General features: G+C 70.9%; 23 protein-coding genes. 11 read left to right on the top strand and 12 right to left on the bottom strand.

Features of this window, described 5'->3' with window-relative positions:
* Positions 1–23: 23 nt before the first annotated feature.
* Entirely contained in the window at positions 24–818 is a 795-nt protein-coding gene (locus ACO0E1_RS16135; RefSeq protein WP_422875098.1) for an alpha/beta fold hydrolase, read from the bottom strand.
* 34 nt (positions 819–852) lie between these two features.
* On the opposite strand from ACO0E1_RS16135, the gene ACO0E1_RS16140 reads away from it, so the two are divergent.
* Entirely contained in the window at positions 853–1,551 is a 699-nt protein-coding gene (locus ACO0E1_RS16140) for an NAD(P)H-hydrate epimerase (protein WP_422875099.1), read from the top strand.
* Positions 1,552–1,561: 10 nt separating this feature from the next.
* Positions 1,562–2,455, top strand: a complete 894-nt coding sequence (gene ypfJ, locus ACO0E1_RS16145; protein ID WP_422875100.1) for a KPN_02809 family neutral zinc metallopeptidase — start codon at positions 1,562–1,564, stop codon at positions 2,453–2,455.
* Here the strand turns inward: ypfJ and ACO0E1_RS16150 are convergent.
* Positions 2,452–3,354: a DsbA family protein gene (locus ACO0E1_RS16150; RefSeq protein WP_422875101.1), complete on the bottom strand. Its 903-nt coding sequence runs from the start codon at positions 3,352–3,354 to the stop codon at positions 2,452–2,454. The genes ypfJ and ACO0E1_RS16150 overlap by 4 nt on opposite strands.
* A gap of 244 nt (positions 3,355–3,598) precedes the next feature.
* Between ACO0E1_RS16150 and ACO0E1_RS16155 the strand changes: the two genes are divergently transcribed.
* Positions 3,599–4,699, top strand: a complete 1,101-nt coding sequence (locus ACO0E1_RS16155) for an ABC transporter ATP-binding protein (protein WP_281265864.1) — start codon at positions 3,599–3,601, stop codon at positions 4,697–4,699.
* 150 nt (positions 4,700–4,849) lie between these two features.
* Positions 4,850–6,148 (top strand): DUF4032 domain-containing protein, encoded by a 1,299-nt coding sequence (locus tag ACO0E1_RS16160; protein WP_422875102.1) that lies wholly within the window; start codon positions 4,850–4,852, stop codon positions 6,146–6,148.
* Between the two features lie 107 nt (positions 6,149–6,255).
* Here ACO0E1_RS16160 and rlmB read toward each other — a convergent pair whose 3' ends face one another.
* From rlmB to ACO0E1_RS16180, 4 genes are read right to left on the bottom strand one after another with little or no spacing between them, the layout of a single operon-like run.
* Positions 6,256–7,266 (bottom strand): 23S rRNA (guanosine(2251)-2'-O)-methyltransferase RlmB, encoded by a 1,011-nt coding sequence (gene rlmB / locus ACO0E1_RS16165; protein WP_281265866.1) that lies wholly within the window; start codon positions 7,264–7,266, stop codon positions 6,256–6,258.
* Between the two features lie 28 nt (positions 7,267–7,294).
* The gene (cysS, locus tag ACO0E1_RS16170) at positions 7,295–8,704 is read right to left on the bottom strand and encodes a cysteine--tRNA ligase (RefSeq protein ID WP_422875103.1); all 1,410 of its coding nucleotides are present in this window, start codon (positions 8,702–8,704) and stop codon (positions 7,295–7,297) included.
* Between the two features lie 10 nt (positions 8,705–8,714).
* Entirely contained in the window at positions 8,715–9,920 is a 1,206-nt protein-coding gene (gene ispD, locus ACO0E1_RS16175; RefSeq protein ID WP_422875104.1) for a 2-C-methyl-D-erythritol 4-phosphate cytidylyltransferase, read from the bottom strand.
* A gap of 10 nt (positions 9,921–9,930) precedes the next feature.
* Positions 9,931–10,413 carry a CarD family transcriptional regulator gene (locus ACO0E1_RS16180; protein ID WP_017888066.1) on the bottom strand — a complete coding sequence of 161 codons (483 nt, stop codon included), beginning with the start codon at positions 10,411–10,413 and terminating at the stop codon, positions 9,931–9,933.
* 164 nt (positions 10,414–10,577) lie between these two features.
* On the opposite strand from ACO0E1_RS16180, the gene ACO0E1_RS16185 reads away from it, so the two are divergent.
* Entirely contained in the window at positions 10,578–11,099 is a 522-nt protein-coding gene (locus ACO0E1_RS16185; protein ID WP_422875105.1) for a hypothetical protein, read from the top strand.
* Positions 11,100–11,195: 96 nt separating this feature from the next.
* Here the strand turns inward: ACO0E1_RS16185 and ACO0E1_RS16190 are convergent, their stop codons facing one another.
* On the bottom strand, positions 11,196–11,876 hold the full coding sequence (locus ACO0E1_RS16190) for a response regulator transcription factor (protein WP_281265870.1): 681 nt from the start codon (positions 11,874–11,876) through the stop codon (positions 11,196–11,198).
* Complete coding sequence (locus ACO0E1_RS16195) at positions 11,873–13,039, bottom strand: sensor histidine kinase (RefSeq protein ID WP_281265871.1); 1,167 nt, start codon at positions 13,037–13,039, stop codon at positions 11,873–11,875. Before ACO0E1_RS16195 ends, ACO0E1_RS16190 begins: the two co-directional genes overlap by 4 nt.
* Before the next feature lie 157 nt (positions 13,040–13,196).
* Between ACO0E1_RS16195 and phoU the strand changes: the two genes are divergently transcribed.
* Both phoU and ACO0E1_RS16205 read left to right on the top strand, forming a co-directional pair.
* On the top strand, positions 13,197–13,856 hold the full coding sequence (gene phoU, locus ACO0E1_RS16200; protein WP_422875106.1) for a phosphate signaling complex protein PhoU: 660 nt from the start codon (positions 13,197–13,199) through the stop codon (positions 13,854–13,856).
* A gap of 27 nt (positions 13,857–13,883) precedes the next feature.
* Complete coding sequence (locus ACO0E1_RS16205; protein WP_422875107.1) at positions 13,884–14,423, top strand: P-loop nucleotide/nucleoside kinase family protein; 540 nt, start codon at positions 13,884–13,886, stop codon at positions 14,421–14,423.
* Between the two features lie 90 nt (positions 14,424–14,513).
* Here ACO0E1_RS16205 and ACO0E1_RS16210 read toward each other — a convergent pair whose 3' ends face one another.
* Positions 14,514–15,260 carry a phosphoglyceromutase gene (locus ACO0E1_RS16210; RefSeq protein WP_402727151.1) on the bottom strand — a complete coding sequence of 249 codons (747 nt, stop codon included), beginning with the start codon at positions 15,258–15,260 and terminating at the stop codon, positions 14,514–14,516.
* A 43-nt stretch (positions 15,261–15,303) separates the two neighbouring features.
* Between ACO0E1_RS16210 and ACO0E1_RS16215 the strand changes: the two genes are divergently transcribed.
* Both ACO0E1_RS16215 and ACO0E1_RS16220 read left to right on the top strand, forming a co-directional pair.
* Positions 15,304–16,077, top strand: a complete 774-nt coding sequence (locus tag ACO0E1_RS16215; protein ID WP_422875108.1) for a class I SAM-dependent methyltransferase — start codon at positions 15,304–15,306, stop codon at positions 16,075–16,077.
* Between the two features lie 12 nt (positions 16,078–16,089).
* Positions 16,090–16,704, top strand: a complete 615-nt coding sequence (locus ACO0E1_RS16220; protein WP_422875109.1) for a hypothetical protein — start codon at positions 16,090–16,092, stop codon at positions 16,702–16,704.
* Positions 16,705–16,861: 157 nt separating this feature from the next.
* Here the strand turns inward: ACO0E1_RS16220 and ygfZ are convergent, their stop codons facing one another.
* The 3 genes from ygfZ to ACO0E1_RS16235 all read right to left on the bottom strand — a co-directional run bounded on the left by ygfZ (position 16,862) and on the right by ACO0E1_RS16235 (position 18,996).
* Positions 16,862–17,926 carry a CAF17-like 4Fe-4S cluster assembly/insertion protein YgfZ gene (gene ygfZ / locus ACO0E1_RS16225; RefSeq protein ID WP_422875110.1) on the bottom strand — a complete coding sequence of 355 codons (1,065 nt, stop codon included), beginning with the start codon at positions 17,924–17,926 and terminating at the stop codon, positions 16,862–16,864.
* Complete coding sequence (locus ACO0E1_RS16230; protein ID WP_422875111.1) at positions 17,926–18,540, bottom strand: heme-binding beta-barrel domain-containing protein; 615 nt, start codon at positions 18,538–18,540, stop codon at positions 17,926–17,928. Before ACO0E1_RS16230 ends, ygfZ begins: the two co-directional genes overlap by 1 nt.
* A gap of 174 nt (positions 18,541–18,714) precedes the next feature.
* Positions 18,715–18,996 (bottom strand): hypothetical protein, encoded by a 282-nt coding sequence (locus ACO0E1_RS16235; RefSeq protein WP_281265879.1) that lies wholly within the window; start codon positions 18,994–18,996, stop codon positions 18,715–18,717.
* Positions 18,997–19,082: 86 nt separating this feature from the next.
* On the opposite strand from ACO0E1_RS16235, the gene ACO0E1_RS16240 reads away from it, so the two are divergent.
* Both ACO0E1_RS16240 and mshD read left to right on the top strand, forming a co-directional pair.
* Complete coding sequence (locus ACO0E1_RS16240; protein WP_281265880.1) at positions 19,083–19,766, top strand: response regulator transcription factor; 684 nt, start codon at positions 19,083–19,085, stop codon at positions 19,764–19,766.
* The gene (gene mshD / locus ACO0E1_RS16245; protein WP_422875112.1) at positions 19,766–20,560 is read left to right on the top strand and encodes a mycothiol synthase; all 795 of its coding nucleotides are present in this window, start codon (positions 19,766–19,768) and stop codon (positions 20,558–20,560) included. The genes ACO0E1_RS16240 and mshD overlap by 1 nt, the downstream gene beginning before the upstream one ends.
* Positions 20,561–20,571 lie beyond the last annotated feature (11 nt).

The following is a 20,571-nucleotide window of genomic DNA, read 5'->3' on the forward strand; positions in this document are numbered from 1 at the left end:
CCGAGAGGCCCTGCGAGTACCGGTCAGGACCCCGAGGCCGTGCGGTCCAGGAACGCGATCGCCGCCTGCCGGAACGCTCGGCTCGTCGGGGCATTGAAGTGGTTGCGTCCCGGGATCTCGAAGAACGCTGCGTCCGGAGCCGCCTCCGCCAGCCGCACGGCACTGTCCCTGATGCCGTCCTCACTACCGGCCGCCATCAGGATCGGCTGACCGGGTGCGTTCGCCGGCGTCGGCTCGATGCTGTTCCGCATCCCCTCGACCATCGCCACGAGCGCGCCGAGGTCGTTCCCCTCGACGTTCCCCGCCATCGTCAGGTAGCCGTTCGTCACGCGGTCCTCGATCGGCGTGCCGTCGGCGATGAACGCCCTGGCCTGGTCGACCTGCACGCGTCGCATCGGGTCGGCGTCGGGGATCCCGCCGAACACCGCGCGGGTGATCCGGTCCGGGATGCGCTCGGCGGTGTGCCACCCGACCCGGGCGCCGAGCGAGTAGCCGAGGAACGCCACGTCGTCGAGCAGGTACGTGTCGATGACGGTCGTCACGTCGGCCACGAGCAGGTCCATCGAGTACGCACCCGGCTCGTGCGGCTTCGACGAGGCACCGTGCCCGCGCTGGTCGAGCGCGACGACGCGGTAGCCGGCACGGACGAGGTCGCGGGTCCAGCCGGAGGCGTGCCAGTTGAGCAGCGCGCCGGAGGCGAACCCGTGCACCGCGACGACGGTCGGAGCGTCGGGGTCGCCGAAGTCGTACGTGGCGATGCGCTGCCCGTCCGGGGACATCACGGCGCGGGGTCGGGGTGCTTCGGGGACGAGTGACATGTCCCCTCCAGGGTATCGGGGCACTGTGGTCGCCATGGACGGCTACGGCGGCGATCAGATCCGGGCGGCGGAGCGGCCGCACCTCGACGCGGGCGAACCGCTGATGCAGCGGGCAGCGGCGGGGCTCGCCGAGCACGTGGGTCGACTGCTCGACGACCCGGCCGAGCGGCCGGGTGACGGCCCCGGGTCGGTCCTGCTGCTGGTGGGCAGCGGCGACAACGGCGGCGACGCCCTGTTCGCGGGTGCGCTGCTGGCATCGGACGGGAGGCACGTGGAGATCCTGCGCGTCGGCTCGCGCACCCACGAGGCGGGCTGCAGGGCCGCGCTGGACGCCGGTGCGGTCCTCCTGTCCGACGGTGGCGACCCGGCCGCGACCGCGTCCGACGCGGCGCTGCGCGCCGACCTGGTCCTCGACGCGATCCTCGGCATCGGGGTGCACGGCGCGTCCGCGCTGCGCTCCCCCGCGCGGGAGGTCGTGCAGGCGATCCGGGAGCTCGCGCGCGACCAGCGCGCCCCGTTCGTCGTCGCGGTCGACGTCCCGAGCGGCATCGACGTGGACACCGGCGCGATCGCCGACGACCACGTGCTGCAGGCCGACGTCACCGTGACGTTCGGCGGCGTGAAGGCGGGCCTGCTGACGGGCCCCGGCGCGACGCTCGCCGGGCGCATCGAACTCGTCGACGTCGGGATCGGCGCCGAGCTCGCGCGGACGGAGCCGCTCATCCGTCCGTAGGTTCGATGGCATGACGTTCAACGACGACTCCCAGCTGCAGGGCGGCAAGGTCAAGCGGCGTGGGCGCACCACGGCCATCGCCGGGGGTGGTGTGGGCGCGGCGGCCATCGTCGTGTTCCTCATCGCGCAGTTCACCGGCGTCGACCTCAGCGGGCTCGTCGGGACCGGCGGCGGCGTGACGCAGATCCAGGAGGCCGGGTCCGAGGCGTCACCGGTGGCCGAGTGCCGCACGGGTCGGGACGCGAACCTCAGCATCGACTGCCGCATGGAGGGTGCAGCGGAGTCGCTCGACGCCTACTGGACGACCGAGAGCCGGCAGCTGGGGATCGCGTACACGTCGCCGGACTTCTACCTGTTCGACGGGTCGACGAACACCGGGTGCGGGACGGCCTCCGCCGCGACCGGCCCGTTCTACTGCCCGCCGGACCGGGCGATCTACCTCGACACCGCGTTCTACGACGACCTGCAGTCGAAGTACGGCGCGTCGGGCGGCCCGCTCGCGCAGATGTACGTCGTCGCGCACGAGTGGGGCCACCACGTGCAGCAGCTCCAGGGAACGTTCGCCGACACCGACCGGAGCGGCACCGGCGCCTCGTCGGGCAGTGTCCGCGTCGAGCTGCAGGCGGACTGCTACGCGGGCGCCTGGGTCGGCGACGCGGCGAACACGAAGGCCGCGAACGGGCAGACCTTCTTCAAGCCGATCACCCGGGCCCAGATCGCCGATGCGCTGTCAGCGGCGAGCGCGGTCGGCGACGACAGCATCCAGCGGAAGAGCAGCGGTCAGGTGGACCCCGACTCGTTCACGCACGGGTCGAGCGCCCAGCGGCAGCGGTGGTTCGAGCGGGGCTACGAGCAGGGCGCGACGTCCTGCGACACGTTCAGCGTCCCCGGCTCCTCGCTCTAGGACGCGCTCGCGCTGGCGCTCGGCGTGGGCGTCGGGGTCGTGTCGCCGGACCCGGCGGCCGTGATCACGAACGTGCGGAACTCGTCGTTGGTGAACGGCTGCGAGTACTCGTACCGCTGCCCGTTCACGAGCACGAGCGGCGTCCCCGGGAAGTCGGCGAGGTCCGAACCCGGGATGTCACCCCCGGTCACCGCGGTGGTCCGTTCGTCGACCCACTTGCCGAAGCGCTGGTCGTCGATGCACGTCGTGATCGCCGACTTGCCCTGCACACCGGGGACCCCCGTGACGATCTTCGTGAGCTGGGCGTCGGTGAGCCCGGCGGTGCCCTCTTCCGGCTGCTTCGCGAAGAGGGCCCGGTTGACGGCGAAGAACTGGTCGGGCGACGAGTCCGCGACGCAGGCGGCGGCGTTGGCCGCGCGGAGCGAGTACTTCGTGCCCTGCGATCGGTTCGACAGGATCGCGATCGGGTGGATGTCGACCGTCGCAGCCCCGGAGTCCACGAGCCCCTCGATGTAGCTGCTGTTCGTCTTCTCGAACGCACCGCAGATCGGGCAGAGGTAGTCGACGTACATGGTGATGCGGACGGGTGCCGCACCGTCGGAGGCGGACGGCTGCGGGGAGGCCGAACCGGACACGGCCTCGAGACCCTGCCCGATGGTGATGCCGCCCTGCGGCATCGACGACGGTCCGGGGCCGGCGGGCTTCGTCGAGTCGACGAGCACGAGCGTGACGACGGTCGCCGCGGCCAGCAGCACGACGCCGAGGCCGACCTGCAGCCCGAGCCGGAGGCCGCGCTGGCGGCGCTTCTGCTGGAGGCGGGCGCGCTGGGCACGCTCGCGGGCCGCTGCTCGGCGTTGGTTCCGCTCGGCGCGGGCGTCACCCTCGGGGCGGTTCGTCATGCTCGGTGGTCCTCCTGATCGGTGTCCGCTCGCGCTCACCCCCGCACGGCGGACGGACCCGACCGATGGTAGTGGGACGCTCTGGGAAGCGCCCAATCCCGCAAACTGGCACTGGCGCACCACAGGGAAGTCGTGTTGTATGAACCTCGATGGTCGACGGCGACCATCCGGGGCCCCCACGGGCACACCGCTTCACTCGGATCGTCCGGCACGTACCTGCCGGTGGAGAAAGGACCGAACGCTCATGGCGTCCGTCACCTATGACAAGGCAACCCGTCTCTACCCCGGAGGCAACCGCCCCGCGGTGGACTCCCTCGACCTGGACGTCGCCGACGGCGAGTTCCTCGTCCTCGTCGGCCCGTCGGGCTGTGGGAAGTCGACCTCGCTGCGCATGCTCGCGGGCCTCGAAGAAGTCAACTCCGGCGCGATCCGCATCGGCGACCGCGACGTCACCGACGTCCCGCCGAAGGACCGCGACATCGCGATGGTCTTCCAGAACTACGCGCTGTACCCGCACATGACGGTCGCCGAGAACATGGGCTTCGCCCTCAAGATCGCCGGCGTCGGCAAGGAAGAGCGCGCCACCCGCGTGCAGGAAGCCGCCAAGCTCCTCGACCTCGAGCAGTACCTCGGCCGCAAGCCGAAGGCGCTCTCCGGTGGTCAGCGTCAACGCGTCGCGATGGGCCGTGCGATCGTCCGTCAGCCGCAGGTGTTCCTCATGGACGAGCCGCTGTCGAACCTCGACGCCAAGCTCCGCGTCCAGACCCGCACGCAGATCGCCTCGCTGCAGCGCCGCCTCGGTGTCACCACGGTCTACGTCACGCACGACCAGACCGAGGCCCTCACCATGGGTGACCGCATCGCGGTGCTCAAGGACGGCATCCTGCAGCAGGTCGGCACCCCGCGCGACCTGTACGAGAAGCCGAACAACGTGTTCGTCGCCGGCTTCATCGGCTCGCCGGCCATGAACCTGCTCCCGGCCGGTGTGGTCGAGGGCGGCATCTCCTTCGGTTCGCTCAACCACCCGATCGACCGCGACACGCTCTCCAACGCGCGTGCCGGTCAGGTCACCGTCGGCGTCCGCCCCGAGGACATCATCGTGTCCCAGTCGGGCGAGGGCCTCCCCGTCACGGTCGACGTCGTCGAGGAGCTCGGCGCCGACGGCTACCTCTACGGTCACGCCGACGTCAACGGCACGCGCACCGACATCGTCGCGCGTGTGGACGGCCGCGCACACCCGTCGATCGGCGACACGATCGTCGTGAGCCCCAAGCAGGGCCACGTGCACGTGTTCGACGCCGAGTCCGGCGAGCGCCTCGACGACAAGGCCGTCGTCAGCGCGTAAGCAGCGCACCCCTCGGGAGCCCGCGCCCGCCTCACAAGGGCGGGTGGCGGGCTCCCGTCGTTCCATCCACCGGACGGGAGGCTCGTGGCGACGCCGCCACGAGCCTCCCGTCCGGCACACCGCACCACAGGAGCAACCGTGCCCGACTCGATGTCCATCACCGCAGCCACCGTCGACCCCGGCCTGCTCGACCTGCCGTGGGACCTGCCGCTCGACGCGTGGCCGGACGAGACGATCGTCGCGCTCCCGAAGGGCATCTCGCGGCACCTCGTCCGGTTCGTGCACCTCAGCGGGTACGTCGTCGCGGTGAAGGAGACCGGCGAGGAGATCGCCCGCTCCGAGTACGAGATGCTCAGGACGCTGCAGCGCATGGACGTCCCGTGCGTGGACCCGGTCGCCGTCATCACGAACCGGGTCAGCGCGGACGGAGAACCCCTGCACCCGGTGCTCGTCACCCGGCACCTGCGCTTCTCGCTCCCCTACCGCGCGCTGTACTCCCAGACGCTCCGACCCGACACCGCGACCCGGCTCGTGGACGCGCTCGCCCTGCTGCTCGTGCGTCTGCACATCCTCGGCTTCTACTGGGGCGACGTGTCGCTGTCGAACACCCTCTTCCGCCGGGACGCCGGGTCCTTCGCCGCGTACCTCGTGGACGCCGAGACCGGCAAGCTCTACCCGGGCGGACTGTCGAACGGCCAGCGCGAGAACGACCTCGAGGTCGCACGCGTGAACATCGCCGGGGAGCTCCTCGACCTCGAGGCCGGCGGACGCCTCGACGAGAACGCCGACGCGGTGGACGTCTCGAACCGCATCGTCGCCCAGTACCGGACGCTCTGGAAGGAGCTCACCGGCACCGAGCAGTTCGACGCCAAGGAACGCTGGCGCATCAACGACCGGGTCGAGCGCCTCAACGCGCTCGGCTTCGACATCGAGGAGCTCTCGATCAACGCGGCGCCGGGCGGCGGGGAGGTCCGCATCCAGCCGAAGGTCGTGGACGCCGGACACCACCAGCGACGCCTGCTCCGGCTCACCGGGCTCGATGCCGGCGAGAACCAGGCACGCCGGCTGCTCAACGACCTCGACGCCTACCGCGCGCGGAACGGTCGCGACGAGCTCGACGAGGAGATGGTCGCGCACGAGTGGGTGTCCCGCGTGTTCGAGCCCGTCGTGCGGGCGATCCCGCGTGACCTCCGTGGACGGCTCGAGCCCGCCGAGGTGTTCCACGAGCTGCTCGAGCACCGCTGGTTCATGTCGCAGGAAGAAGAGCGCTCGGTGTCCCTCCCCGAGGCGACGACGGCGTACATCAACGACGTGCTGCGGCACCGTCGCGACGAGCGCCTGCTGATCAACCCGCCGACGTCGTCGATGACGCTGCCGATCCCGCTGGTCGAGAACGACGCCGACGTCGACGAGGCCGAGGACGTCGAGGACTGGCGCGCGAACGTCTGACGCGCGGCCGGCGCGCACGCGCGCACGCGGCGAGATCGCACTTCGCGTCGGTTCCGCCAGTCGCGTTACGACACGGAACGCGATCTCACCAGCGCACGTGCCGCACCCTACTCCGCGCGACGGCGGCGGGCGACCTCCCACAGGGTGACGCTCGCGGCGATGCCCGCGTTGAGGGACTCCGTCGCCGACGAGATCGGGATGGACACGATCGCGTCGCACGTCTCGGTGACCAGGCGCGACAGGCCCTTGCCCTCGGAACCGACGACGATGACGATCGGCCGGTCGGCGAGCTCGAGGGCGTCGAGCTGCACGTCGCCGTCGCCCGCCAGCCCGAGCACGAACAGCCCCATCGACTTGAGGGACTTGAGCGTCTGCGTGAGGTTCGGCGCCATCGCGACGGGGGTGCGGGCGGCGGCACCGGCGGAGGTCTTCCACGCCGAGGCCGTCACGCCGACCGACCGACGCTGCGGCACGATCACGCCGTGGCCGCCGAACGCCGCGGTGGACCGGATGATCGCGCCGAGGTTGCGCGGGTCGGTGATGCCGTCGAGCGCCACCATCAGCGGGACCTCGTCGCGGGAGAAGGCGCGCTCGACGACGTCCTCGGCCACGGCGTACTCGTACGCGGGGACCTTGAGCGCGACGCCCTGGTGCACGCTGTCGTGCCCCGTGATGCGGTCGAGCTCCGGACGCATGATCTCCATGATCGGCACGCCGCGGTGGTTGGCGAGCGCCAGGATCTCCTTGACGCGGTCGTCGACCTCGATGCGGGCGGCGATGTAGAGCGTCGTCGACGGGGTCTTCGTGCGCAGGGCCTCGAGCACGGAGTTGCGCCCGGTCACCAGCTCCGAATCGTCGCTCTTGCGCTGGGGCGGACGCCCGGTGCGGTTCGACGGCGCGCTCGACGCACCGTGCCGGCCACGAGCGGCGTCGTACCGTTCCTTCGCGGCCTTGCGCTTGCCGGCGGGGTGGTACGGACGGTCCTCCGCCTTCGGCGTGGGCTTGCGCCCCTCGAGCGCCTGCGCGCCCTGGCCGCCGGAGCCGACCTGCTTGTTGCCCTTGCGCCCGGAGCGCACGGCACCGGGACGGCCCTTCTTGTTGCCCGAGACGTTCTTCATGGTTCTCTCCTGTTCGGCACTGCCGTGGTCAGGCGATGCTCCAGCGTGTTCCGGCCGAGGTGTCCTCGATCGTGATGCCCGCGGCCGCGAGGTCGTCGCGCACACGGTCGGCCGTGGCGAAGTCCCGGGACGCCCTGGCGTCGGAACGCTCTTGGACGAGACGTTCGACGAGGGCGGCGAGCGGTGCAGCGGAGGGGTCCTGACCGGCACCGGACCAGTGAGTCGCTCGCGGGTCGATGCCGAGCACCTCCACCATCGCAGCCACCTGATGGTACGCGGTCCCGAGCGCATCCGCATCGTCGGCGTCCAGCGCGGCGTTCCCGGCGCGGACGGTCTCGTGCAGGACGGCGAGCGCCTGCGGCACCGAGAGGTCGTCGTCCATCGCTGCGGCGAACGCGTCGGGGACGTCCGGGGCGTCGGCGAGCGTGACGCCCTCGAGTCGCGACGCCGCTCGCGAGAGGAAGCCGTCGATCCGGTCGAGCGCTGCCTCGGCTTCGGCGAGGGACCCGTCGTGGTGGTCGATCGTCGACCGGTAGTGCGCGGCGCCGAGGAAGTAGCGGACGACGATCGGTCGCGCCGACCCGAGGAAGTCGGCGGCGAAGATCGAGTTGCCGAGCGACTTCGACATCTTCTGTCCGCCGACGGTCACGAGGCCGTTGTGCAACCAGTACGTCGCGAACGGGTCGCCCGCGGCCGTGGACTGGGCGAGCTCGTTCTCGTGGTGCGGGAACCGGAGGTCGAGCCCGCCGCCGTGGATGTCGAACGCGGGCCCGAGGTAGCGCCGGGACATCGCGGAGCACTCGATGTGCCAGCCCGGTCGGCCTGCTCCCCACGGGGAGTCCCAGCTCGCCGTCGTGGGCTCGCCGTCCTTCGCGCCCTTCCACAGTGCGAAGTCACGGGCGTCCCGCTTGCCGCGGGGGTCGGCATCCGCTGCTTCGACCATGTCCTCGCGACGCTGACGGGTCAGGGCGCCGTACGACGCCCAGCTGCCGGTGTCGAAGTAGACGTCCCCGGAGCCGTCGGCGGCCGGGTAGGCGTGCCCGCGCTCGATGAGCCGGGCGATGATGTCCTGCATCTGCGGGATGCTGGCGGTGGCGCGGGGCTCGTACGTCGGCGGCAGGATGCCGAGCGCGGTGTACCCGGCGGTGAACTCGAGCTCGACGCGGTACGCCCGCGCCCACCAGGGCTCGTCGGTGCCGGCGGCCAGGTCCAGCACCTTGTCGTCGACGTCCGTGACGTTCCGGACGAGCGTCACGCGGTACCCGCGGTGCGTGAGCCAGCGGCGCCAGATGTCGTAGACCAGGGCGGAGCGGAGGTGCCCGATGTGCGGCGACGACTGCACCGTCGGTCCGCACACGTACATGCTCACCTGTCCGTCGACCAGCGGGACGAGGTCGACGACGTCTGCGGCACGGGAGTCGTAGAGGCGAACGGTCACGCCCTCAACCCTAGACGGAGCGGTCGGCCCGGACGAGTGCCGTCGCGATCGCCGCGAGCCCCTCACCACGACCGGTGAACCCGAGCCCGTCCGTGGTCGTGCCGGACACCGCGACGGGTGCCCCGACGACGGCCGACAGCGCCGCTTCCATCTCGGACCGTCGCGCACCGATCCGCGGACGGTTGCCGATGACCTGCACGGTGACCGAGGTCGGGACGAGGCCCTCGGATGCGAGCGCGGACACCGCACCGCGGACGAAGACGTCACCGGTCGCGCCCGCGTACGCCGGGTCCGACGTCCCGAAGCGACCGCCGATGTCCCCGAGTCCGCCGGCGGAGAGCAGCGCGTCGCACACCGCGTGCGCCACGGCGTCCCCGTCGCTGTGCCCGGCGAGCCCCTGCTCACCGGGGAACTCGAGCAGCCCGACCCGGCAGACCGCATCGGCGTCGAACGCGTGCACGTCGACGCCGAGTCCGACCCGGACGGCACCGACGGCTCCGGCGCGCTCCGAGACCACGGCAGCGGCCCGGCGCAGGTCCCACGGCGTCGTGATCTTGAACGCATCCGCGTCGCCGGGGACGAACCGCACGGTGCCGCCGGCTGCCTGGAACACCCCGGCGTCGTCGGTCTCGGACTGCGTCGACACGGCATACGCGTCCCGGAGCGCGGCGAGCGGGAAGCCCTGGGGGGTCTGCACCCCGACGAGCGCCGACCGGTCGACGGTGGACACCACGACGTCGCCGGACACCTGCTTGACCGTGTCCGTGACGGGCAGCGCGGGGATGATGCCGTCCCCGGTCGCGGCCACCGCGGCGAACACGTCCTCGAACTGCGCAGCCGGCGTCAGGCAGCGGGCGGCGTCGTGCACGAGCACCGTCTCGACCGACGACGGCAGCGCCTCGAGACCCGCCTGCACCGACGCGTGCCGATCGGCCCCGCCCGCGACGACGGCGGTGTACCCGACGGCGGGGCCGGCCACCGCGGCGACCACGTCCGAGCACTCGGAGAGCAGCGCGGCCGGGGCGACCACGACCACGAACGTCGGTGTCGCCAGCGTGAACAACGGCGCCAGTGCCCGCTCGAGCATCAGCGACCCGGCGACGGGGACGAAGGCCTTCGGCGTCTCGAGCCCGAGCCTGGTGCCGGAGCCCGCCGCAACGACGACGACCCCACGGACCGTGTCGGTCAGCGGGGTCGTCGAGGGGCTGTTGCTCAAGCCGGGGCGATCAGGACGCGAGGACCTCGTCGAGGACGGTGGATGCCTTGTCCTCGTCGGTCTTCTCCGCGAGCGCGAGCTCGGAGATCAGGATCTGCCGGGCCTTGGCGAGCATGCGCTTCTCACCGGCCGAGAGACCGCGGTCCTGGTCGCGGCGCCACAGGTCGCGGACGACCTCTGACACCTTGATGACGTCACCGGACGCGAGCTTCTCGAGGTTCGCCTTGTAGCGGCGAGACCAGTTCGTGGGCTCTTCCGTGAACGGTGCGCGCAGCACTTCGAAGACCTTGTCGAGGCCTTCCTTGCCGATCACATCCCGGACGCCGACCAGGTCGACGTTGTCCGCCGGCACCTCGATCGTCAGGTCACCCTGCGTGACACGCAGCTTCAGGTAGACCTTTTCCTCGCCCTTGATGACTCGCGTCTTGACTTCAGAGATGGTTGCCGCCCCGTGATGGGGGTAGACGACGGTCTCGCCGACCTCGAATTGCATGTATCAAGCTCCGTTCCGCAACACCCAGTTTACCACAAGGAAAATTCGGGTAAGGGGCGCCTAACCGCGAGCACTCCCAGGTGATCGGTAGGATGGAGGCCGCGCGAGCCGCTCGGTTGGCGCATCGTGATCTTCGGAGGAATCTCTTGCGAGCTCGGGTACTCGTGTCCGTCGCCGTTGCGGCAACCATCGCGATCGGTGCATCCGGCTGCGCGTTCTGGACGCCGCAGGACACCAAGACGATCAAGCAGATCACCGACGGCGTCAACGTCACCACGGGCAAGATCGACGTCCGCAACGCGCTGCTCATCTCCGACTCCGGCGACGACGCACGCTTCATCGGCACGCTCATCAACAACAGCGAGACCGACGACATCACCGTCTCGGTCGAGATCGGCGGCGACACCGAGACCGTCGACGTCCCGGCGAGCTCGCACGTCGACCTCGCGAACGACGAGAAGCACGACACCCTCGACTTCGCCGACGCCAAGGTCACCCCCGGGTCGCTCGTGAAGGTCTACTTCTCGTACCCGGGCGCCGAGGGCGTCTCCGGCAGCGTCCCCGTCCTGACGAGCTCGCAAGAGGAGTACCAGACCCTCGCCCCGACCTCGACGCCGACGTCGGAGATCACCCTGCCGGTCGAGACGCCGTCGGCGACGCCGACGGACACCCCGATCAACCCGTGACGCCGTCGCGTCACGAACCGACGCGCCTGCGCACGCACTGGAGGCCCGGTGCCGGTCCGACGGACCGGCACCGGGCCTCCAATGCGTTGCCGGCCTTCAGGCCTCGATCCGGTACCCGAGCCCACGCACCGTGACCAGGACCTCCGGCGCCGACGGCACCCGCTCGATCTTCGAGCGGATCCGCTTGATGTGCACGTCGAGGGTCTTCGTGTCGCCGAAGTAGTCCGAGCCCCACACCCGGTCGATGAGCTGCCCACGGGTCAGGACACGGCCGGCGTTCCGGAGCAGCAGCTCGAGGAGCTCGAACTCCTTGAGCGGCATCGGCGTCTCGGACCCGTCCACCGACACCGTGTGGCGTTCGACGTCCATCTTGATGCCCCCGACCTGCAGGATGCCGCTGTCGGCGGGGTCGTCCTCGGTGCGACGGCGGAGCACCGCGCGGATGCGGGCCAGGAGCTCGCGGGTCGAGTACGGCTTCGTCACGTAGTCGTCGGCGCCGAGCTCCAGCCCGACGACGATGTCCACCTCCGAGTCCTTCGCCGTCAGCATGATGATCGGGGCGTTCGACCGCGTGCGGATCTGTCGGCAGACCTCGGTGCCGGAGAGCCCCGGGAGCATGAGGTCCAGCAGGACGAGGTCGGGGTTCTCCGCGTCGAACTTCGACAGCGCCGTCACGCCGTCCGCTGCGACGGAGGTCTCGTACCCCTCGCGCTGCAGGAGGAACTCCAGGGGTTCGCTCAGGGCCGGCTCGTCGTCGACGATGAGGATCTTGGTCACGATGGCTGCTCTTCCAGTTGCTCTTCGAGTGCTGTTGTCAGTTCGGTGTCCGCCTCGGGCAGGCGGATCGTGAAGGTCGAGCCCTTGCCGGGCTGCGACCACACGCGCACGTCGCCGCCGTGGTTGCCGACGACGTGCTTCACGATCGCGAGCCCGAGGCCGGTGCCCCCGGTCGCCCGCGATCGTGCTGGATCGACGCGGTAGAACCGCTCGAACACCCGGTCGAGATCGGCCTCCGGGATGCCGACGCCCTGGTCGGTCACCGCGATCTCGACGAATCCCTTGCTGCTCCGGACACCGACGCCGACGCGGGTGTTGTCCGGGGAGTACTTGATCGCGTTCGCGATGAGGTTCGACACCGCGACCTGCAGGAGACCGGGGTCGCCCATCACGCGGAGCTTCGACTTCTTCGCCCGGACGAGCTCGATGTCGCGGGCTCGGGCGACGACCTCGTTCGCGTCGATCGAGGCCTGCACGACCTTGTCGATCGACGTCTCCTCGCTCGTGTCCAGCGTGTCGACGGACTGCAGTCGGGACAGCTCGATGATGTCCTTCGTGAGGGCACCGAGCCGCTCGGACTCGGTCACGAGCTGCGCGGCGAACTTCTTCACGTGCACCGGGTCGTCGGCCGCGGCGATGAGGGTCTCCGACAGCAGGCCGATCGCGCCGATCGGGGTCTTCAGCTCGTGCGAGATGTTGGCGACGAAGTCACGGCGGACCTCGTCGATGCGCCGGGACTCGGTCAGGTCGTCCGCGGTCACGAGCACGTAGCGGTTCCCGAGCTGGGCGGCCCGGAAGCTGAGGTACCCGACGAGCTCCCCGCGGCGGCCACGCGGGAGCTCCATGTCCTCCGAGCCCATCTCGCCGCTCGAGCGCACGCGGTCGACGAGCGCGCGGAGCTCGTCGTGCACGAGTCGACGCCGCACGACCAGTCCGATCGTCAGTGCCTGGGGCGACGCGGCGACGACGGTGTTCGACGGGTCGACCACCACCGCGGGGTTGTGCATCGTCGCGATGACCGCCGCGACGCCGTCCGGCAGGGTGCGCTCGGCGACGTCGGCTGCCCGTGCCGTGCGCTCGGCGGTGATGATGAGTCCGACGACTCCCGCGCCGAAGACCCCGCCGAGGAGCATCGACAGTGGCACGAGCCACGCGTTGTCCATGCCGTCAGTGTAGGAGTGGTCACGAGGGGTTCCGGTGCCGTTCACCCGCGTTCGCGGGCCTTCGCCCGGAGGATCGCGAAGCGTTCAGTCGCAGGTCACCGTTCGTTCACCTGGGCGCTCGACACTCTCCCGGTACGCATCAGAGAGGCAATCCCCCATGCGCGAAGTGTTCCAGCAGGAGCTCCAGGACGTCCAGGAGCGTCTGACCGAGATCGCCGGGCTCGTCGAGTCCGCGATCACCCGGGCCACCGAGGCCTTCACGGAGTCGGACGTCGCCCTCGCGGAAGAGGTGATCGCCGACGACGCGAAGATCGACGAGGCGGCGAACAACCTCGACGAGGTCGCGATCGACATTCTCGCCCGCCAGGCTCCCGTCGCCCGTGACCTCCGCGTCGTCGTGACCGCCCTCCGTGTGAGCTCGTCGCTCGAGCGCATGGGTGACATGGCCGAGCACATCGCGCAGCTCGCCCGCCAGCGCTTCCCGGAGAAGGTCGTCCCGAAGGGCCTGCGCGGCACCTTCAAGAAGATGGGCCAGCACGACGTCGCGATGGCGCAGAAGCTCACGCGCCTGCTCGCCACCGAGGACATCCAGCTGGCCGAGGAGATCCGCGACGAGGACGACGCCGTCGACGAGCTGCACGCCAGCGTGTTCGACTTCGTGCTCGGCGAGACCTGGAAGGGTGCGCCGATCGACACGGTGGACGCGACCCTCGCCTCCCGCTACCACGAGCGATTCGCGGACCACGCGGTGTCGATCGCGAAGAAGGTGCAGTACCTGGCGACGGGCGACTGGGCCGGCGCGAACGCCAACGTCTGACCCCGGGTTCTCTGCCAGGATCGAGGCATGGCCCAGGTCGCGATCATCGTCAACGGCATGCCCGGTTCCGGCAAGTCCACCCTCGGGGCAGCACTCGCCGAGATGCTCGACTGCCCGTTCCTGTCGAAGGACCGGATCAAGGAGCCGCTCGCGGACATCGTCGGTCCGATGATCGCCTCGCCCCGGCTCGGCGCGATCGCGATGCAGACGATGTGGGAGATGGCCGGAGCCGTCGAGAACGGGGTCGTCCTCGACGCCGTCTGGCTGCCGTCCCGCGACCGGGCCTTCCTGGAGGCCGGGCTCGCCTCCGCCGGGTCACCTCGCGTCGTCGAGGTGTGGTGTGACGTCGACCGGGAGACCGCCATGGAGCGGCTCGCGGACCGGTACGACCCCGGTTCGCCCGTGCGGCACGAGGTGCACGGCGACCTGACGGACATCATCGGGTTCTGGGACGAGCACGGGGCCACGGCGGAGCCGATCGGGCTCGGTCCCGTCGTCCGCGTCGACACCACGAAACCGCACGACGTGGCAGCGCTCGTGCAGGAGATCGCGTCGCACTTCGTCTGAACCGACAGGGGCCCCGACACGCACGCGAAAGCGACAGTCTGCCGCGGGAGTTCCGCGGCGGACTGTCGCTTTGGCGGTGAGGAGCGGCTGCTACTTCTTGGCGCCCTGGGCGGCGACGGCAGCAGCGCCGGCCGCAGCGGCCTCGGGGTCGAGGTAGCGCGACGGGCCGGTCGGGCGGAAGTCGTCGTCGAGCTCGTACACGAGCGGGATGCCCGTCGGGATGTTGAGCCCCGCGATGTCGTCGTCCGAGATGCCGTCGAGGTGCTTCACGAGCGCACGCAGCGAGTTGCCGTGGGCCGTCACCAGCACGGTCTTGCCCGCGCCAAGGTCCTTCGTGATGTCCGACTCCCAGTAGGGCAGCAGCCGGTCGATCACGAGCTTCAGCGACTCCGTGCGGGGCAGCGCGTCACCGAGCTCGGCGTAGCGACGGTCGCCGAACTGCGACCACTCGGCGTCGTCGGCGATGGGGGGCGGCGGGACGTCGAACGAACGGCGCCACTCCATGAACTGCTGCTCGCCGTACTGCTCGAGCGTCTGGGCCTTGTCCTTGCCCTGCAGGTCGCCGTAGTGGCGCTCGTTGAGCCGCCAGTCGCGCTTGACCGGCAGCCATGCCAGGTCCGCTTCGAGCAGGGCGATGTCGGCGGTCTGGATCGCTCGGGTCAGGAGCGAGGTGTACAGGACGTCGGGGACGATGCCGGACTCGGCGATGAGCTCGCCGGCGCGCTTCGCCTCCTTCTCACCGAGCTCGGAGAGCCGGACGTCGACCCAACCGGTGAACAGGTTCTTCTGGTTCCAGTCACTGTTGCCGTGACGGAGCAGGACGAGCGTGGAGGTCATGCTCCGATCCTACCGAGCGCCGTGCTCCCCGTACCCTTGACGCATGCCGATCGGGAACGTCACGCGCGGGACGACCGGGTACAACCGGCTCCGTCGCGTCGACCGGTGGATCGCGTCGCTGCCGGCGTTCCGCAAGGCGTCGGACCCGCTCGTCGCCGACGTCGGGTACGGCGCCAGCCCGACGACGACGCTCGAGCTCCGGGACCGTCTGGCACGCGTCCGCCCGGACGTCGAGGTCACCGGGATCGAGATCGAGCCCTCCCGGGTCGCCCTGGCGAACGCCGGCACGCGCGACGGGGTGACGTTCCGGCTCGGCGGCTTCGAGACCCCGACGCCCGGTGGACGTCGGCCTGCGGTGATCCGGGCGTTCAACGTGCTCCGGCAGTACGACGAGTCCCAGGTCGTGGACTCGTGGCGGATCATGCAGGACCGCCTGCAACCGGACGGCGCACTCGTCGAGGGGACCTGCAACGAGGTCGGCCGGGTCGCGTCGTGGGTGACGCTCGACGCGCTCGCACCACGGACGTTCACGGTCTCGCTCCGGCTCGCGGGGCTGGCCGTCCCGAGCGTCGTGGCCGAGCGACTGCCGAAGGCGCTCATCCACCGGAACGTCCCCGGCGAGCGCGTGCACGACTTCCTGCAGGACCTCGACCGGTCGTGGGCCGTCGCCGCTCCCCTCGGCACGTACGGGCCTCGGCAGCGGTGGCTCGCGGCCGTCGGCGGCATGCGCGACCGCGGCTGGCCGGTGCTGCACGGCACGTCGAGGTGGCGCCTCGGCGAGCTCAGCGTCCCGTGGTCGGCCGTCGCCCCGCGCTGACAGGATGGTCGCATGAACGTGCGCACCGCTCACTTCCTCGCCGTCGCCGGACTCGTGATCGGAGCCGTCGCCCTGACGGGGTGTTCGGCTGCTGGACAACCGGACGTCCAGCGCCGCACGGCCTCGGCGAGTCCGACCCCGACCGTCTCGGCGCCGCCGAGCACCCCCGTCACCGCGGACACGCTGCGCGACGACGTGAGCGGGACCGTGGTGCGACCGCTGGCCATCGTGACGGACTTCCCCGTCCCGGCCGATGCGCCGGCCGGGGATCTGAAGCCGGTGCTCGTGGAGATCCGCGTCACCGCCGGCACGAAGTTCTCGAACGACGTCATGGAGTCCGCGGTGTCGATCACCCGGCGCGACGCGAACCTGGACCTCGTCAGCCTGGGACTGTCGAACCCCGACGACCTGACCCCCGCGATGGCGGAGGCCGGGTACACGCCGATCGGCACCGTCCCGAACGGCACCACCGCCACCGGCTGGATCGGCGCCTGGATGAACCCGGACACGACGGACTACGACCTGGTCTACGACCGCCCGGCGGGCACGCTGCTCCACGTCGGCGGCTCGGACAACGGCAAGGAGATCGCCGGCAGCCGCTCGATCGCGAAGCTCACCGTTGGCTGACGCGGCGGCGCGGATCGCTCCCGCACAACCGGAAGCACCTCGCGCCGCGGTATCGCGTGGCGCGAGGTGGTTTCGGTTGTGCGGAAGGCCGGACGCGGGCGAGCCGGAAGCGGGCGAGCCCGACGCGGGCGAGCCCGAGCCCGGTCCCGACCCGCGCCTACGAGCGGCGGACGGCGCCGAGGCGGGGCAGGCGCGGGACGTTCGCGGTGGCGCCGGCGCCCGGCGGGACGATGGTCTCCTGCGCCGCGGTCACCACGACGTCGTCCGTCGCGAGTGTCAGGACGGCCGAGGGGTCCAGGGAGCGCTTGACCACGGCGAGGCCGATCGGCCCGAGCTCGTGGTGCACCGCCGATGCCGCCAACCTGCCGACGACCACGCCGTCGAGCGTCACCGGTGTGCCCGGCGCCGGCAACACGGCGTCCGACCCGTCGAGGTGCAGCATCACGACACGGCGCGGTGGGTGTCCGAGGTTGTGGACCTTCGCGACGGTCTCCTGCCCGCGGTAGCAGCCCTTGGTCAGGTGCACCGCGGACCGGAGCCAGTCGAGCTCGTGCGGGATCGTCCGCTCGTCGACGTCGGTCAGCGCGGGACGCCACGCGGCGATCCGCAGGGCCTCGAACGCGAGGAGCCCCGCGACGGGCAGGTCGGACGCGGCCAGGGCATCGGCGGCCGTGGTGTCGAGCACGGCGATCCGCAGCGCCCAGTCGGCGCCGGGGTGCCCCTGTTGCTCGGCGTAGCTCCACCCACCCGGCGTGACCGTGCTCCACGGGTCGACCCACTCGACCGCGGCGTCGGGGACGAGCCCCGGGGCGAACGACCCGACGGTGACGAAGTCGGACGAGACGTCTGCGACCTCGACCCGGAGCATGAAGCGCATCGACGACAACCACGCGGCGAGCGGTGCGGCATCGACCGGCTCAGTGAGGAGCCAAGTCGTGGTGCCGTCGTCCACCACGCGGGCGGCGTGCTCGACACGACCGGACTGGTCGAGCACGAGCGTCTCGGTGCTGGTCCCCGGCGCGAGGCCGAGCAGCAGCTGGGACGTGATCGAGTTCAGCCAGGACAGCCGATCCGGCCCGGTGACGGTCACGACACCGAGCCCGAGCTCGACGACGGCGGATCCACGGGCGAGCAGGCGCTGCTCACCGAGGGGGTTGCCGAAGTGCGCGGCCGGACCGTGACCGGAGGCGACGAACCCCGCGCGCTCGGCGAAGGCCGGCATCAGTCGACCTTCGCGAGCTGCCCCGAGGCGTGGGAGGTGAGCCCCTGGCCGAGCGCGGCGATGTCCCACGCCCAGAAGAGCTTGCCCTCGACGAGCCCGTACATGCGGGTCGCCGCGGAGTAGTCCTTCGCGTTGGCCGAGCGCATCACGGCGTCGGTCGCCAGGTCGATGCGGCCCTTGCGGACCTGCCCGACGTAGAGCTCGTTGACGCCGGTCGGGTGGATGATCGCCGCTTCGATGTCGAAGCCGTCGTTGGCGTTGCGGAGCGCCTCGACGCTCTGGGTCGTGGTGAACGGCACCGTTCCCTCGCCCATGAGCATCGCGGGGCCACGGTCGCCCGGCTCGGACGGACGGTCGAGCCGCCAGTAGCCCATCTCGGCCGCGAGCGGGGTCTGGTCGTCGTCGAGCAGCCACGTCGTGGACGAGTAGTTGAGGTACGGCAGACCGTCGTGGCTGAAGCTCACGCGCTGGCCGAACTCGTACGTCCTGACGTCGGGTTCGTCGGCGTCGGCGGGGCCGACCGGGTACTCGACGACACCCGTGCCCTCCCAGACGCCGACGAGCCAGGACAGGGGGACGAGTTCGGGAGCGAGGCCCTCCGGCAGTTCGATCAACGCTGACCCTTGAACAGCTTCACGACGACGGTCACCGAGACGAACGCGATCGCGAGCGATGCCAGACCCAACAGGCCGACGTAGAACAGCTCGAGCGCAAGCAGCGAATCCATGCCAGGAGTCTACGCGGCCACCGTCGGAGCGCACTGGCTCAACGCGCGAGGAGCGCCGTGTTCACCGCGCCAGGAGCACCACAGCGGTGACGAGCACGACGACGAAGGACCCGGACGACGCGATGCTGATCCGTTCGACCAGGCCGTCCTTCGTCGCGGTGATGAGCTGCAGGACGAAGCTCACGAGCACGGACGCCACGAAGACGAGCAGCAGCCAGGCGAAGGAGTCCTTCTCGGTGAGGGTCAGGACGAGCACGGCACCGACGATCGACAGCAGCCAGACGGGCAGCACGGACGTGAGCTTCAGGCGGCGCTGGTCTGCTGGCTGGACGGGCTCGGTCACCACCCCATCATTGCAGGCCGGGTCGGGGACGCTTGTCGAGCATCACTAGGATGTCCGCACGACGTCTCATCCGTTCTGGAGGTCCTGTGGCACAGCTCCTGGTACTCACTTCGGCCGCGCCCGGGGACGTGCTCCCGAGCCTCGGCCTCCTGAGCCACCGGATCCGCCACGTGCCGGCGGAGGCCGCGCAGCTGGTGAACGCCCCGCAGAGCGACCTGATGTTCGTCGACGCCAGGACCGACCTCGTCAGCGCCAAGGCCCTGTGCAAGATCCTCTCCACGTCCGGCTCGACGACGCCGATCGTGCTCGTCGTCACCGAGGGCGGGCTCACCGCGGTCAACAGCGAGTGGAACATCGACGACGTCGTGCTCGAGAGCGCCGGCCCGGCAGAGGTCGACGCCCGCATCCGACTGAGCGCCGGCCGTGCCGCGAAGAACCAGACCGGCTCGAAGATCCAGGCTTCCGGCGTCGTCATCGACGAGGCGAGCTACTCGGCGAAGGTGCGCGGCAAGCCGCTCGACCTGACGTTCAAGGAGTTCGAGCTCCTGCGCTTCTTCGCCACGCACCCGTCGCGCGTGTTCACCCGCGAACAGCTCCTCTCCGAAGTCTGGGGCTACGACTACTTCGGCGGCACCCGCACGGTCGACGTGCACGTGCGACGCCTCCGCGCCAAGCTCGGCGACCTCGAGTCGCTCATCGGCACCGTCCGGAACGTCGGCTACCGCTTCAACGTCTACGACGACGAGGCCGATCGGCTGATGGGCCAGTAGTGGTGGACCCCGCCCGGTTCACCGTCCCCGGCGAACCACCGCCGTTCTCCGACCAGACCCTCGTCGACGTGCGCGCGGGGCGCGCGATCGTGCTGCAGGAACCCGACGGGGTCGCGGTGGTCAGGAACGGCGAGCTGGAACTGGTCGTCGGACTGGAGGCTCGTGGCCGCGGCGTCGGGACACGGCTCGTCGAGCAGGCGCTCGCCCTGGGCGGCGGGGCCGCTCCCCGGCTCGCCTGGGCGCACGGCGACAGCCCGGCGGCACGCGCGATCGCGACCCGGCACGGCTGGGCCGCCACCAGGACCCTGCTGCAGCTGCGCGCCCCGGTGCCGACGTCGGGACCGGATCCGAGCCTCCCGGGCGGGTTCATGCTGGCCGCCTTCCGGACGGGGACCGACGAGGCCGATTGGCTCGCCCTCAACGCCGCGGCCTTCGCGTCGCACCCGGAGCAGGGCTCGATGACGCTCGACGACCTGCGCGCGCGGGAGGCCGAGCCGTGGTTCTCGCCGGACGACCTGATCCTGCTGCGCGACGCCGACGGGGAACTCGCGGGGTCCTGCTGGCTCAAGGTCGAGGACGGGATCGGCGAGTTCTACGCCGTCGCCGTCCGCCCCGACCTGCAGGGGCAGGGGCTCGGCGGTGTGCTCATGCGTGCCGGGTACGCCCGCTTGGCCGGTCGCGACCTGACCGCGGCCGCGCTCTACGTCGAGGGCGACAACGAAGCCGCACTGGCGCTCTACCGGCGGTCCGGGTTCACGCAGCACGCGATCGACGTGCAGTACGCCGCTCCCTGAAACGTCCGGGT

This window comes from Curtobacterium guangdongense, from assembly GCF_049341845.1.
Taxonomy (GTDB): Bacteria; Actinomycetota; Actinomycetes; order Actinomycetales; family Microbacteriaceae; genus Curtobacterium; species Curtobacterium guangdongense.